This window comes from Bowdeniella massiliensis (assembly GCF_023634005.1).
GTDB classification, from domain to species: Bacteria; Actinomycetota; Actinomycetes; order Actinomycetales; family Actinomycetaceae; genus Bowdeniella; species Bowdeniella massiliensis.
Map to the genome: position 1 here is coordinate 123,961 of NZ_JALIQR010000001.1, position 14,099 is coordinate 138,059.

Annotated in this window: 11 protein-coding genes; 7 read left to right on the forward strand and 4 right to left on the reverse strand. The window is 64.5% G+C overall.

The window, feature by feature from the left end:
• The first annotated feature begins 375 nt into the window (after nucleotides 1–375).
• A complete protein-coding gene (locus MUN85_RS00735; protein WP_250504935.1) occupies nucleotides 376–2,211 on the forward strand; it encodes a phosphoenolpyruvate carboxykinase (GTP) in 1,836 nt (611 codons plus the stop codon).
• Nucleotides 2,212–2,293: 82 nt separating this feature from the next.
• Here MUN85_RS00735 and MUN85_RS00740 read toward each other — a convergent pair whose 3' ends face one another.
• From MUN85_RS00740 to MUN85_RS00750, 3 genes are all read right to left on the reverse strand, one after another.
• Nucleotides 2,294–3,007: a hypothetical protein gene (locus tag MUN85_RS00740; RefSeq protein ID WP_250504936.1), complete on the reverse strand. Its 714-nt coding sequence runs from the start codon at nucleotides 3,005–3,007 to the stop codon at nucleotides 2,294–2,296.
• A gap of 569 nt (nucleotides 3,008–3,576) precedes the next feature.
• Nucleotides 3,577–5,151, reverse strand: a complete 1,575-nt coding sequence (locus MUN85_RS00745; RefSeq protein WP_250504937.1) for a beta-N-acetylhexosaminidase — start codon at nucleotides 5,149–5,151, stop codon at nucleotides 3,577–3,579.
• Nucleotides 5,148–6,050: a carbohydrate kinase family protein gene (locus tag MUN85_RS00750; protein WP_250504938.1), complete on the reverse strand. Its 903-nt coding sequence runs from the start codon at nucleotides 6,048–6,050 to the stop codon at nucleotides 5,148–5,150. Before MUN85_RS00750 ends, MUN85_RS00745 begins: the two co-directional genes overlap by 4 nt.
• 86 nt (nucleotides 6,051–6,136) lie before the next feature.
• Between MUN85_RS00750 and purD the strand changes: the two genes are divergently transcribed.
• From purD to MUN85_RS12835, 5 genes are all read left to right on the forward strand, one after another.
• Nucleotides 6,137–7,450 carry a phosphoribosylamine--glycine ligase gene (gene purD / locus MUN85_RS00755; protein ID WP_250504939.1) on the forward strand — a complete coding sequence of 438 codons (1,314 nt, stop codon included), beginning with the start codon at nucleotides 6,137–6,139 and terminating at the stop codon, nucleotides 7,448–7,450.
• Nucleotides 7,451–7,471: 21 nt separating this feature from the next.
• Nucleotides 7,472–8,368 (forward strand): phosphoribosylaminoimidazolesuccinocarboxamide synthase, encoded by an 897-nt coding sequence (locus MUN85_RS00760; protein WP_250504940.1) that lies wholly within the window; start codon nucleotides 7,472–7,474, stop codon nucleotides 8,366–8,368.
• Between the two features lie 96 nt (nucleotides 8,369–8,464).
• Nucleotides 8,465–8,719: a phosphoribosylformylglycinamidine synthase subunit PurS gene (locus tag MUN85_RS00765; protein WP_092563523.1), complete on the forward strand. Its 255-nt coding sequence runs from the start codon at nucleotides 8,465–8,467 to the stop codon at nucleotides 8,717–8,719.
• 22 nt (nucleotides 8,720–8,741) lie between these two features.
• A complete protein-coding gene (purQ, locus tag MUN85_RS00770; protein ID WP_250504941.1) occupies nucleotides 8,742–9,524 on the forward strand; it encodes a phosphoribosylformylglycinamidine synthase subunit PurQ in 783 nt (260 codons plus the stop codon).
• Nucleotides 9,521–10,489, forward strand: a complete 969-nt coding sequence (locus MUN85_RS12835; RefSeq protein ID WP_250504942.1) for a CPBP family glutamic-type intramembrane protease — start codon at nucleotides 9,521–9,523, stop codon at nucleotides 10,487–10,489. Before purQ ends, MUN85_RS12835 begins: the two co-directional genes overlap by 4 nt.
• A 228-nt stretch (nucleotides 10,490–10,717) precedes the next feature.
• On the opposite strand, the gene MUN85_RS00780 is transcribed toward MUN85_RS12835, so the two are convergent.
• Nucleotides 10,718–11,251, reverse strand: a complete 534-nt coding sequence (locus MUN85_RS00780; RefSeq protein ID WP_250504943.1) for a tetratricopeptide repeat protein — start codon at nucleotides 11,249–11,251, stop codon at nucleotides 10,718–10,720.
• A 132-nt stretch (nucleotides 11,252–11,383) separates the two neighbouring features.
• Between MUN85_RS00780 and topA the strand changes: the two genes are divergently transcribed.
• Nucleotides 11,384–14,098, forward strand: coding sequence for a type I DNA topoisomerase (gene topA / locus MUN85_RS00785; protein ID WP_250504944.1), 2,715 nt, complete (start codon nucleotides 11,384–11,386; stop codon nucleotides 14,096–14,098).
• The last annotated feature ends 1 nt before the right edge of the window (nucleotide 14,099 follow it).

The following is a 14,099-nucleotide window of genomic DNA, read 5'->3' on the forward strand; positions in this document are numbered from 1 at the left end:
TGAAGTTGTGGTGTCGAAAGGCTGATTTTGGGCGATATGAAGTCAATCTCCCACAATCGATGGCTTTGATGCGACACAACAAGAGTCTCGGTTGTGCCATTCGCCGGTTCGCTGTGAGGCGAAACACGACAGGAGTTTCGGGTTTGCGAAAATTCGCGGGAGTCAGCAAATCCGCGAAATCGTGCCAAATACTCAGGTGGCTACAGTGCAATTCGTCCGATTTGCTGAAACAATGATTACGTCAGAGGTGCCATCTGGGCCCTTCGTCTCCGATAACTGGGAGTTGGGCGCGGAAAGATGGTTCACAGCGGAACAACCTGGTCTCAACACCCCGCCTCGGAGGAACCGCCCCCGAAGGCAATGATGGAGGAGAAAATGACCGTAGACGCCACTCAGATCGCTGAAGGCGCACCCGAAATTGCTCCCAAGGAACTCGTCGACTGGGTCGCTCAGGTAGCCGAGCTCACCAAGCCCGAAGAAGTCATCTGGGTCGATGGCTCGGACGAAGAGTGGGATCGCCTCACCAGCGAGATGGTCGAGTCGGGAATGTTTACCCGCCTCAACCCCGAAAAGCGCCCCAACAGCTTCCTGGCCCGTTCGCTCCCGTCCGATGTGGCGCGTGTCGAATCCCGTACCTACATTTGCTCCGAGAAGGAGGAAGATGCAGGCCCCACGAACAACTGGGCAGATCCGAAGGAAATGAAGGACACGCTTCGTCGCGTGTTCGACGGCGCGATGCGCGGTCGCCCGATGTACGTCATCCCGTTCTCGATGGGCCCCATCGGTGGACCGATCTCCCAGCTTGGCATCGAACTGACCGACTCGCCCTACGTTGTCGTCAACATGCGGATCATGACCCGCATGGGCACCGAAGCTCTCAAGCTCATCGGTGAAGGCAAGCCGTGGGTCCCGGCCGTTCACTCCGTCGGTGCGCCGCTGGAGCCCGGGCAGGAAGACACCACCTGGCCGTGCAACGACGAAAAGTACATCACCCACTTCCCGGAGACCAACGAGATCTGGTCCTTCGGGTCCGGCTACGGTGGCAACGCCCTGCTCGGCAAGAAGTGCTTCGCGCTGCGCATCGCCTCAACGATGGCCCGCCGCGACGGCTGGATGGCCGAGCACATGCTCATCCTGCGCCTGACCGACGAGAAGTCCGGCAAGCAGTACCACGTGACCGCGGCCTTCCCGTCGGCCTGTGGCAAGACCAACCTCGCCATGCTGCAGCCCACCATCCCGGGCTACAAGGTCGAGACCATCGGTGATGACATCGCCTGGATGCGTCCGGGCCCGGATGGTCGCCTCTACGCCATCAACCCCGAGGCCGGCTTCTTCGGCGTCGCGCCGGGAACGTCCTACAAGACGAACCCGATGGCGATGGACACCATGCGCGAGAACACCATCTTCACCAACGTCGCGCTGACCGACGATGGCGACGTGTGGTGGGAAGGCATCGACGGCGAGACCCCGGATCACCTGATCGACTGGCATGGCAACGACTGGACCCCGGAGTCCACCACCACCGCCGCGCACCCGAACTCGCGTTTCACCACGCCGGCCGCGCAGTGCCCGATCATCTGCCCCGACTGGGAAGCCCCGCAGGGTGTTCCGGTCGACGCGATTCTCTTCGGTGGCCGCCGCGCGACCAACGTGCCGCTCGTTGCCGAACAGTACGAGGGCGCGCACGGCGTCTTCATCGGTGCCTCCGTTGCCTCCGAGCAGACCGCTGCTGCGGAAGGCTCCGTTGGCTCGCTGCGTCACGATCCCTTCGCGATGCTCCCGTTCTGCGGCTACAACATGGCCGACTACTGGGGCCACTGGATCGAGATGCAGAACGAGCTTGGCGACAAGTTCCCCCGCGTCTACCAGGTCAACTGGTTCCGCAAGGACGAGGAGGGCAACTGGCTGTGGCCGGGCTTCGGCGATAACTCGCGCGTCCTGGACTGGATTGTCCGCCGCGTCGCGGGCGAGGTCGAGGCCATTGATGGCCCGACAGGTCGCTACCCGAAGTGCGAGGACTTCAACCTCGAGGGCCTGGACCTCGATCAGGAGACCTGGGACAAGCTCTTCGCCATCGATCCCGAGGCGTGGCTTGCCGAGACCAACGACACCGAGGGCTACTTCGCCCAGTTTGGTGACCACGTCCCGGCCGAGGTCAACGAGCAGCTGACCAAGCTGCGCGAGCGCCTGCAAGCAGCCAAGTCCGAGTAAGGTCTGAGCCTTAGCTCAACGCACCAGGGGCCCAGGTTGACAGCCATTGTCGACCCGGGCCCCTGGTCTTGTTCCCCGCCCGTTAGCAGGCGTCGAACTCCTCCCCATCGGCTTCTTTCTCGATGAAGAGTTCGTCCGTTTCGCAAATGGTGATGTCTCCAGGGCCGGCGAGGGTGAATATTGGTGGCGAGATCGAAAAGGCATCTTTGATCGGAGTCGTCGAGTCGTTGATCCATACCCGCCATGCGAAGAAGTCCTGATGAATAGACAGGCTGTGGTGGTCGTCCGCGAGGGTGAAGTGGTCGCCATTCACTAGCGCTATTCGCCGATCGTCATAACGAACCTCGTACAGCGGTTTCGGGTATTTCTCGTAATACTCGACATACCCCCACTGGTTGTCAGACAGTGGTGAAATCTCGTGGAGAAAGATCAGGCGGTTATCCTTGCGGGCCTGGTTGAATAACTCGGTGTCGAGTGCGAAACACTGCAGGCATACCTCCGCGCCGAAATCGAAGACGGACCTACCCGGGACATCGGGTGGAAATCGTCGAACTCCCTGGAGCGCGGTCAGCTGCGTTGCTTCGAAATCAGAGCGGAACGTCCCGCCAAGGCGCAGATCGGGAGGAAGTGAGGTGCCTCGAACCCCGGGAATCCGATAAAGCTCAAAATACGGATCCGAGGAGAGCTTCCAGCACACGAAGTCTAAGGTGCCGTGCGGAACGAAATCGGTGATTCGATAGGCGGCGTAAACACCGAAGGCAGCCCCATCTTCAAAGCTCTCAGGCAAAGAACTCATCGAAGGAAGACCTTCCATGCGCCGGCATTCCCAGTGGCGTACGTAACTGCATTACCTACAGCTTTTCGGAACCCTGGAATCTTGTCCAACTTCTTCTGTTCGCGATGGGAGAGTCCCGGAATCCGCGTACTACTAGAAGGTATGTCGTGCTTCCTGTGATCTACGTGGATGTGAGCTTTCCCGTTCTTGCTCCCATATCGTTCTGCATCGACGCGCACTTTACCGACCCCGGAAACCACTCTCCCGAAGTACGTCCGAGATACCGGTCCACATTGGAGCTCGAGGTCAGCTGCCGTCGTGAAAGTTGTCGTGCCAAGTATCTGTAGGGGCGGTGATCCCCAGGGCCCGCATCTGACAACTGAAATATCTACATCAGAGGTGTGCCCGTCCCCGGTGTGCGCTTGAGCCGGCGCAATAAAGAATCCTGTCGCTACAAGTGCAATCAAGAGCCGGCTGGTAGCTCGTACCCGTGCCATAAGTCCCCCTGGCATTGGTGAATATTGTGGCCCCAATCTACATCGGTGCCCATCAGACTCCAAGGGATTTATGGCGCCAAGAGATTTCGCACCTTAGCGCCAGTTTCGTGCGAAATTCACTTCCCCCGCGGTTAGACGCTCGAGGTGTGGAGCTAAGACGTCGTCGAGGAAGCTCTCACGATCCGTGATCTCTCCCGACCACAGGATGTGGGAGATGACGGCGCCGCGCGGGTAGGACAGGTGCTCGACGCGCGCGTAGGAGCGAGTGTATTCGGTCCAGTGGCAGAACTGGCCGCCAAGGATCCGGGAGCGGCCATCCTCGCTCAAACCATCGGCGTAGGGCGTATAGCTCGCGACCGTGTCGATGGTGAGAGCGGGTTTAAAGGAGAGTTGCTCGCCGGGCAGGTCGTCGGCCTCGTGATGCCCGAAGTTCATGTAGGTCGAGCGGTAGGGCGTCATGATGACGGGGTAGCCGGCTTCGGCCGCGGCCACGCCGTAGCGGGCGTCGAGCCAACACATGATGATGACGTCGCCGGTCAGTTCGCGCTCCGCTGGTGGGGGCACGCCGAGCCCGTCGTCCCACACGATCGCGGGGCGACCAAGGCAGTTGACGTGGGAGATCATCTCGCGGAAGAACCAGGCCTGGGCGGTATCGGGGGTGAGATCGCGGCGAGCGAGATCCGCTCGCACCGACTCCGATTCTTTCCATTCGACGGTGGGGCATTCGTCGCCGCCGATGTGGATGGGCGAGCCGGGGAACATCTCGGCGGTTTCGGCAAGGACGGTGCGGCAGAACTGCAGCGAGTCATCGGAGAGGTTCAGGACGTGATTGGACACGCCGAAGCTCGTGCGCACGCCGTGGCTGACGCCGTCGACGCCGAGCGCGGGATAGGCGGCGATGGCGGCCTGCATGTGGCCGGGCATGTCGATCTCGGGGATGACGATTAGGCCGAGGCGCGCGCATTCGGTGACGATGCGATCGATGTCGGCGCGAGTGTAGGCCCCGCCGTAGCGGATGCCGTCGTGCTCCGTGACGTCGCCGTTGTTTTCAAGTTGGCGGTGGCTGCCCTGGATCGTGCCTTCGCGAAAGGCGCCGACCTCGGTTAAGCGAGGGTAGGCGGAGATGGGCAGGCGCCAGCCCTGGTCGTCGGTCAGATGCAGGTGGAGGCGGTTGAGCTTGTGTTGGGAGGCGAGCTCGGCGTAGCGCAGGACTTCGTCGACGGTGAAGAAGTGGCGCACGACGTCTAGGTGCGCGCCGCGCCAGGCATGGGTGGGTTCGTCGACGATCTCGACGTGCGGCAGGGTGAGGGCGTTATACGGCATGGGGCCGGGGCCGAAGATCGCGGGCGGCAGCAGCTGGCACAGGGTGCGGACGGCCCACAGGGCGCCGCGTGAGGTGCTCGCGGTGATCGTGACGCCGGTGGCATCGATGCGCAGGCGATAGGCCTCCTCGGCCAGCGCATCTTCGCGCGCGAAGGTGATCGGGACGTCGGCGTTGCTCGTGATGGAAAGGCCCGCGGTGGCGCGCAGCCGCTGGGTGAGGATCCCGACCGGGTCGGCCTCGCCGGGCAGCTCAGCGGGGTGGATCGCGACGGCCGTGCCGAGTGGCAGGGTGCCGCCGAGATCGGTGACGGAGGTGGGGGTGGGCAGCAGGGACGGCAACGTCATGAGGTGAGTTCTCCAGCAAAGGTGGCGATGGTGGGCGAATTTAGCCAGGCGCGTGGCCCGAGGACGGTAGTGCGCAGGGACGCGACGCGGGCGGCGAAGTTGACCTGCCAGGACAGGCGTGCTCCCGGGCGGCACAGGGCGGCGGCGAGCAGGGCGCCGTGGAAGGCATCCCCGGCACCGAGCGTGTCGATTGCCGCAACCGCTGGCGGCTCGATCGACTCCTCGCCGCCGGGTTCCACGACACGGATAGGTTCGGCCCCCGCGGTGATGACGGCCGCATCGGCGCCGAGGGCCAGCAGGCCGAGCGCCGGATCGGCGGCGCCCGGGATCGAGGCGTCGGCCGAGGCGGCCGCGATGTGCGCACGCGGCGCGAGATCGCGGTAGACGTCCTTGAACGATCCGACGTCCAGGACGATGCGTGCCGAATCCGGCAGCGAGACCAGGGCGCTACGAGCGAGGTCGGGGTAGTAACCGTCGAAGAGGATCGCCTCGGCTGCGCTCACGACGTCGAGCGCCGCGGCGGGAAGGACGAGCGGCACCGCGGCAGCGAGGGCACCGTCGTTGAGGGAGGAGACCGACCGCTCGGCGCTCGCGGTGGCGAGCCGGATGAGGGACAGCGGCAGTGGGGGAGTGCCGCTCACTTCGACGACGTCGATGACGTGCACGCCGTGGTGCCTCAAGTCGTTCCGGGCGATATCGGCGAGCGGATGATCGCCGAGCGCGGTGATGAGCGTGGCGTCGATGCCGAGTGCAGCGGCGGTGACTGCGGCGTTCGCGGCGGGTCCGCCGGCAGCGAGGAATTGCGCGGCTGCGCGGGCCTTCTCGTTCGCCCCGAGCGCGCGGCTACGGGCGTGGATGACATCGAGCGTCGAAAGACCAAGGAAGACCGCGTGCGGCATACCACCACGCTACCAAGTGTGAGCTGGGACAGGTTTCTAGGCCCGTAGGCCCGGGCTTTGGCGCGTCATCTTGGTAGTGTGCAAGCGTGAGAATCCTGCTGCTAGGCTCCGGCGGCCGCGAACACGCCCTCGCCGCCGCGCTCGCCCGCGACCCGATGACCGAGCTCCTCTTAATTGCGCCCGGTAACCCCGGCACGGCCGCCATCGGCACCAACATCGAACTCGACCCGTGCGATGTCGACGCCGTCGTTGCCGCCGCCCGCGAGCACGCCATCGATCTCGTCGTCATCGGGCCGGAAGCCCCGCTCGTCGCGGGCGTCGTTGACGCGCTGCAGGCCGCAAACATCCCGGCCTTCGGCCCGACGAGGGCCGCCGCCCAGCTTGAGGGCTCCAAGGCCTTCGCCAAGGACGTCATGGCCGCAGCCGATATCCCGACGGCGATGGCGCGCCTCGCGACGAGTGAGGCCGAAGTCGAAGACGCGCTCGATGCCTTCGGTGCGCCCTACGTCGTGAAAAATGACGGCCTGGCAGCGGGCAAGGGCGTCATTGTCACCGACGATCGCGAGGCCGCGCTCGCCCACGCGCGCGAGTGCCTTTCCGCCCCGGGCGGCGCCGTCGTCATCGAGGACTACCTCGACGGCCCCGAGGTTTCACTCTTTTGCGTGTGCGACGGCACCGACGCCGTCGCGCTGCTGCCCGCCCAGGATTTCAAGCGCGTCGGCGAGGGCAATACCGGCCCGAACACCGGCGGCATGGGCGCCTATGCGCCGCTTGAGTGGCTGCCCGCGGGCATCACCGAGGAAGTCCTGCAGCGCGTCGCGCGTCCGGCACTGAAGGAAATGGCGCGCCGCGGCACCCCATTCACTGGCCTGCTCTACTGCGGCCTCGCGCTGACCTCGCGGGGCCTGCGCGTCATCGAGTTCAACGCGCGCTTCGGCGATCCGGAAACCCAGGTCGTCCTCGAGCTGCTTGCATCCTCGCTACCCGAGCTGCTCTACGCTGCCGCGACGGGCAGCCTGTCCACGCTGCCGGAGCTGCGCTGGCACGACGGCGCCGCCGTCGTCGTCGTGCTCGCCGCCGAAAACTACCCGGCCACGCCCACGACGGGCGATTGCGTGAGCGGCACCGAGCAGGTCGAGGCCAAGCTCCGCCACGCGGGCACCGCGCTGCGCGACGGCGAACTTATTTGCTCGGGGGGACGCGTCCTCGGCGTCATCGGCCGCGGCCCTGATATCGAGGCTGCGCGCGCCGACGCCTACGAGACGATCGCCGGCATCGGCCTGCGCGGATCGCACTATCGACGAGACATCGCTGCCGCAACCGAGACGATCGTCGTCCCGGATGCGAGCAGACCGCGCACCGGGGAGCCAACCGTGGCACGATGGAACGAGAATCTCTAACCACTGAGGCAGGGACGGGTCATGCTTGATCTAGACGGCTGGGCGCACATGTATTCCGGCAAGGTGCGCGATCTCTATGTGCCGCAGGACTCCTCCGTCTCACCTATCGGGGACGTCGTCCTCGTCGTCGCCTCCGATCGCATCAGCGCCTACGACCACGTCATGCCCACCGTGATTCCCGACAAGGGCAAGATCCTCACCCAAATGTCGCAGTGGTGGTTCAATCAGCTGCGCAACGTCGTCCCCAACCATGTGGTCTCCTACGACGTGCCCGCCGAGGTCGAGGGCCGCGCGATGATCTGCCACCAGCTGCACATGTACCCCGTCGAATGCGTCGCCCGCGGCTATCTCACGGGCTCGGCGCTCGCGGAGTATCGCCGCGACGGCGCGATCTGCGGCGTCGCGCTCCCGCCTGGGCTGCGCGAGGGCGATAAATTGCCCGAGCCCATCTTTACCCCCGCTGCCAAAGCCGCGGTCGGGGAGCACGACGAGAACATCACCTTTGATCAGATGGTGAAAAAGCTCGGCTACGAGATCTCCGAGCAGCTGCGCGATCTGACCATCGCGCTGTACACGACGGCGGCCGAGATCGCCGCCACCCGCGGGATCATCATCGCCGATACGAAGTTCGAATTCGGCCGCCGCGCCGAACCCACCCAGGCGGGCATTATCCTCGGCGACGAGGTCCTCACCCCGGACTCCTCGCGGTTCTGGCCGGCCGAAGAATGGGAGGCCGGGCAGGCCACCCCCTCCTTTGATAAGCAGTACTTGCGCGATTGGCTGAGCTCGCCCGCCTCCGGCTGGGACAAGGCCGGAACCGCCTCGCCGCCGGTGCTGCCGGACGACGTCGTGGCCGCCACCCGCCAGCGCTACCTCGACGCCTTCGAACGCCTCACGGGTCACCAGCCCGTCCTCTAGCTCCCGGCACGTGAGATCGCGCGGACAGCAGCCGCGCGAGGCGTTAGGCTGCTATGCGTTACTCCCTTTTCCCCCGCACCCCGAAAAGAAGGAACAATGGGTCGAATTATCGTCAACGTCATGCCCAAACCGGAGATTTTAGACCCACAGGGAAAGGCCATCGCCACCGCCTTCGGGCGCCTCGGTGAACACTCCTTTACCGGCGTGCGTCAGGGCAAGCGCTTCGAACTCGAAGTCGAGGGCGACGTGACCGAAGAGCACTTGCAGGCCGCCCGCATCGTCGCGGAATCCACGCTGTCCAACCCCATCATTGAAGACGTCGTCAGCGTCGAAGCAACCGAGGCGGACTAGCGCCGTGGTTGTCCCCTCCTCCATGCCCGGGCTCGATCTGACCGAGCCGATTGAATCTCCCCGCGCCCTGAACGCGGATGTCTCCCTCAACGAGTCCGATGTAGCGCGGCTGCGCATCGGCGTCGTGACCTTCCCTGGCACCCTCGATGATCGCGACGCCCTGCGCGCGATCCGCCTGACCGGAGCCCAGGCCGTTCCGCTGTGGCATGCCGACGAGGGCCTGCAAGACGTGGACGCCATCGTGCTGTCCGGCGGCTTCTCCTACGGCGACTACCTGCGCTGCGGCGCGATCGCGCGTTTCGCCCCGGTCATGGACGCCGTCGTCGACGCCGCGGGCGGTGGCATGCCGATCCTTGGCATCTGCAACGGTTTCCAGGTGCTGTGCGAATCGCACCTGCTGCCGGGGGCCCTTGTGCGAAACGATCACCAGCACTTCATCTGCCGCGACCAGCAGCTTCGCGTGGAAAACACCGACACCGCTTTCACCTGCCGCTTCACGCCCGGTCAAACGATCACGATCCCGCTGAAGAACGGCGAGGGGCAGTTCGTGGCCGATGCCGCGACGATCGATGAGCTGGAAGATGCCGGCCGCGTCGTCTTCCGCTACTACGGCATGAACCCCAACGGTTCAATCAACGACATCGCCGGCATCACCAACGAGCAGGGCAACGTCGTCGGCCTGATGCCGCACCCGGAGCACGCCGTGGAAGCCGGCTACGGTCCCGACGGACCGCTGGGGCCGCGCACCGGAACTGACGGCGCGACGTTCTTCACCTCGCTCGTCGCGACGCTGCTCGCCTCGTGAGTGCCCCCTCGGCGGGCTTTGCTCGCCCACTGATCGCCTATATCGCGATCGCATTCGGTCTCGCCTGGCTTCTCGCACTGCCGCTGTACACCTCGGGTGCGGGACTCTCGCACGGGTTCTTCATCCCGATTTCGGTGGGGATCATGGCGACCCCTATGATCGCGGCGCTCATCGTCGTCTTTTGGATCCAGCGTTATCCGCTCATGGCGCGCGACGGCCAGATCTCGGGCTTTCAACGGCTCGGGCTGAGTTTTACCCGGCCCTATAAACGCTTCTTCGGATACTTTGTGCTGGCCTGGCTCGGCATGATTGTCCTCGTCTTCCTCGCGCTCGTGACCTCGGCACTCTTTGGGGTGTACCGCTTCGATTTCGCCAATCTATCGGGACTGAGCTCGATCATGGTCGAGCAGGCGCTCGCGCAGAACAATGCGGAGGCCATTGAGCAGATCCCGGCGACCCTGCACGAGGTGCTTGTCGCGCAGATCATTTCGATTGTCTTTTTCTCGCTGCTGAATATCATTCCGGCGCTCGGGGAAGAAATCGGTTGGCGCGGCTGGCTCATGCCGCATCTCTCGCACCTTGGCGTGCTTCCGATGATCGTGTTCTCCGGCATCGCATGGGGGCTGTGGCACCTGCCGCTGTTGCTGCTTGGCTACAACTATCCCGGCGCGAACCCCATCGTCGCTGCCGGCGCCATGACGGGCATGTGCACCCTCGTGGGTGCCCTGTTGTATTGGGTCCGACTGCGCACCGACTCGGTGTGGCCGGCCGCCATCGGCCACGGGGCATTGAACGCTGCGGCGGGTCTAGCCTTCGTTCTGGGCGCCGCCCCGCTCATCTTCAATACGACCCTCGCCACGATTTTGGGGGTCGCGGGATGGATCGTTCCAGGCATTCTTGTGGCAATCATCTGGTTAACGGGCGGCTTCGCGCCAACGAAATCGGCCAGCGCGCCGAAGTCTTAGTAGACCACCTACAAAAGGTGTGTATTGTGCTCACACCTCGGTGGATAACTGAGGACAACCGTGTGATTATCCGCGATGTTGCAAGTTCTAGGCTCCGTGTGCTATGGACAAATTTCCGCTAGATTCTGCCGAAAATACCCATCCTCAGGGTTGTCCACGGTTCATCCACAGATTTTCCCGGATGACTGGGTACTTGTTCACACGGGTGTGGATACTTTCTGTGGATAACTAGTTTTCTGAAGTGGATTGAAGGATCTCACGCACCCGATTGACCGCCAGCGAAGACGACGCAATTAACTCGTTGGCAACCTGCAGGGCGTGACGCAACGCGTGGGCATTTTCCAGATCGGCGAGCGCAGCTCGAAGCTGGGCGGTGTCGCGTTGGGCGACGCCGGATTCTAGGAGGCACTTGCCGCGATGCTGCAACGCGAAGGCGTGCAGCGATCCGGAGGTGGCGGCGACGACAGCGTCGAATAGTGTGAGGGCCTCATCGAATCGGCCCTGATATTGCAGGACGTGGGCAAGGCGCAGCCGGGCGGCATGAGCGCGGGCGGGGGAGACATCGGGATCGAGCTGTCCGAGGTAATCACGTCCCATCCGTTCGGCCTCATCGAGCCGACCCGCGATCCGTAGCATCGGCACGAGCTGGGCGCGCACGTCCGAACCGTTAGCAAACGCCGCCCGCAGCTGGGCAAGTTCGTGATCGAAGGCATCCTGATCGGTGATGCGCTCGCGCAGGGTGAGCGGGTCGATGTCGTACATATGAGGCAGCATATCGAGACGGGGCCTGCAGGCAGCCGCGCGAGATCACGTGCCACAAAAGGGCGTATGCTCAGCGGTGGTGTGTAGGGTAACCCCTAGACCGTTCCTCTATATATCTGCGAAGGATGATCCGTGTCTGCCACCCGTTCCCTTGTGATCGTCGAGTCTCCTGCGAAGGCGAGAACCATCGCGGCCTACCTCGGCGACGGGTATCAGGTTGAAGCCTCAGTGGGGCACATCCGGGACCTTCCGCAACCCTCCGAACTGCCCGCCGACATGAAAAAGGGTCCGTACGGAAAGTTCGGTGTCAACGTCGATGAGGGTTTCGATCCCTACTATGTGGTGGATTCGGATAAGAAGAAGAAGGTCACGGAACTGCGGCGCTATTTAAAGGACGCCGACGAACTCATTCTTGCCACTGATGAGGACCGCGAGGGAGAGGCGATTGCCTGGCACCTGCTGCAGGTGCTTAAGCCGAAGGTTCCCGTCAAGCGCATGGTCTTCCACGAGATCACCCCCGAGGCGATCGAAGAAGCGAAGGCCGCGACGCGCCAGGTCGATGACCGCCTCGTCGACGCCCAAGAAACCCGGCGAATCCTCGACCGCCTCGTCGGCTACGAGGTCTCGCCGCTGCTGTGGCGCAAGGTCAAGGCCGGAATCTCGGCGGGCCGCGTCCAGTCGGTCGCAACGCGCCTCGTCGTCGAGCGCGAACGCGAGCGCATGGCATTCGTGGCCGCCAGCTACTGGGACATCACCGCGGAGCTCAAGGCCCCGGACACCGAACCGGAGTTCAGCGCCCGCGTCACAACCGTAGACGGCGCGAAGGTGGCAACCGGCCGCGACTTTTCAGACGACGGTGCACTGAGTGACAAGGCCAGCTCCGCCGGTGTCCTCGTCCTTGACGAGGCGCAAGCGCAGCGCATCGCCGCGGGCCTGAGCGAGGCCGGCAGCCGGGACGCCGTCGCCGTCTCAGCGGTGGAGACCAAGCCCTACCGGCGCCGTCCCGCGGCTCCTTTTACGACCTCCACGCTGCAGCAGGAAGCCTCCCGCAAGCTGCGCATGAGCGCGCGCGATGCCATGCGCACGGCCCAGTCGCTGTACGAAAACGGCTACATCACCTACATGCGTACCGACTCCACGGCGCTATCCGGCCAGGCGATCGCCGCCGCCCGCGCACAGGCCGCCGAGCTTTTCGGCTCGGCCAACGTCGCGGATAAGCCTCGCGTGTATGAAAAGAAATCGAAGGGCGCCCAGGAGGCGCACGAGGCGATTCGTCCCGCGGGCTCGACCTTCCGCAGCCCCGATGAACTCGCCAGCCAGCTCTCGGGCGCGCAACTGAAACTCTATGACCTCATCTGGCGTCGCACGCTCGCGAGCCAAATGACCGATGCCACCGGCCACACCGATACCGTGCGCATCACCGCCGACGTCGAGGGCGTCGGAGACGTCGAAATGTCGGCCTCCGGCACAGTCATCACGCACCGCGGCTTCCTCGCCGTCTACGAAGAGGGCCGCGACGCCAAGCGCAACGAAAAAGCGAGCGACGAATCCGTTCGCCTGCCCGAGCTCACGCGCGGCCAGCTGCTCACCGTCCGCGACGTTACCGCCGAGTGCCACACGACCAACCCGCCGCCGCGCTACACCGAGGCCTCCCTCGTGCGCGCGCTGGAAGAGCGCGGGATCGGCCGGCCCTCGACCTACGCCGCGACGATGAGCGTCATCGCCGACCGTGGCTACGTCTTCCGCCGCGGCCAGGCCCTCATCCCGACGTGGCTCGCCTTCGCCGTGGTGCGACTGCTGGAAGAAAACCTCTCGCGCCTGGTCGATTACGACTTCACCGCTGAGATGGAATCCGATCTCGACGAAATCGCCGCCGGCAACCGGGATCGCGTCCAGTGGCTGACCGATTTCTACTTCGGGCCAGGAAACGATGCGAGCGGCCTGAAGGGCTTGGTCGAAGGGCTGGGCGACATTGATGCCCGCGCGATCAACTCCGTCGACATCGCTCCCGGCATCACGCTGCGCGTCGGACGCTACGGCCCCTACCTGGAGGCCGAAGCCCCGGCCGAGGGTGGCGATCCGCAGCGCGCCTCCGTGCCGGAGGACATCGCCCCCGATGAGCTGACCGAGGACAAAGCCCGCGAACTCCTGGCCGCAAGCGCCGATGATGGCCGCGAGCTCGGCGTCGACCCGGATACCGGGCACACGATCATCGCCAAGAACGGCCGCTTCGGGCCCTACGTCACCGAGGTCCTGCCCGAACCCGCCGAGGGTGAGGCCAAGCCCAAGCGCAAGCCCAAGCCGAAGACGGCCTCGCTGTTTAAGACGATGGACCTTTCCACCGTCACCCTCGAGGATGCGCTGAAGCTCATGAGCCTGCCGCGCGTCGTTGGAAAGGACGCCGAAGGCACCGAGATCACCGCGCAAAACGGCCGCTACGGGCCCTACCTGAAGAAGGGCACCGACTCGCGCTCGCTGACCAGCGAAGACCAGATCTTCACGATCACCGAGGCCGAAGCGCTCGAGATCTACGCGCAGCCGAAGATGCGACGCGGGCAGACCGCCAAGCCGCCGCTGCGCGAGCTGGGTACCGATCCGGCCACGGAAAAGCCCGTCGTCATTAAGGACGGACGCTTCGGCCCCTACATCACCGACGGCACGACCAACGTGACGGTCCCGCGCGCCGAGACCGTCGAAGGCATCTCCGCGGAGCGCGCCTACGAGCTGCTCGCCGAAAAGCGTGCGAAGGGCCCCGCCAAGCGCAAGGCCCCCGCACGCAAGAAGGCGACGGCAAAGAAGGCGCCCGCCAAGAAGACGGCCGCGAAGAAGACGACGAAGAAGAGCTAAG

Coding starts and splice junctions, on each gene's coding strand:
- MUN85_RS00735 (WP_250504935.1), top strand. CDS start 376: ATGACCGTAGACGCCACTCAGATCGCTGAAGGCGCACCCGAAATTGCT.
- MUN85_RS00740 (WP_250504936.1), bottom strand. CDS start 3,007: ATGAGTTCTTTGCCTGAGAGCTTTGAAGATGGGGCTGCCTTCGGTGTT.
- MUN85_RS00745 (WP_250504937.1), bottom strand. CDS start 5,151: ATGACGTTGCCGTCCCTGCTGCCCACCCCCACCTCCGTCACCGATCTC.
- MUN85_RS00750 (WP_250504938.1), bottom strand. CDS start 6,050: ATGCCGCACGCGGTCTTCCTTGGTCTTTCGACGCTCGATGTCATCCAC.
- MUN85_RS00760 (WP_250504940.1), top strand. CDS start 7,472: ATGCTTGATCTAGACGGCTGGGCGCACATGTATTCCGGCAAGGTGCGC.
- MUN85_RS00765 (WP_092563523.1), top strand. CDS start 8,465: ATGGGTCGAATTATCGTCAACGTCATGCCCAAACCGGAGATTTTAGAC.
- purQ (WP_250504941.1), top strand. CDS start 8,742: ATGCCCGGGCTCGATCTGACCGAGCCGATTGAATCTCCCCGCGCCCTG.
- MUN85_RS00780 (WP_250504943.1), bottom strand. CDS start 11,251: ATGTACGACATCGACCCGCTCACCCTGCGCGAGCGCATCACCGATCAG.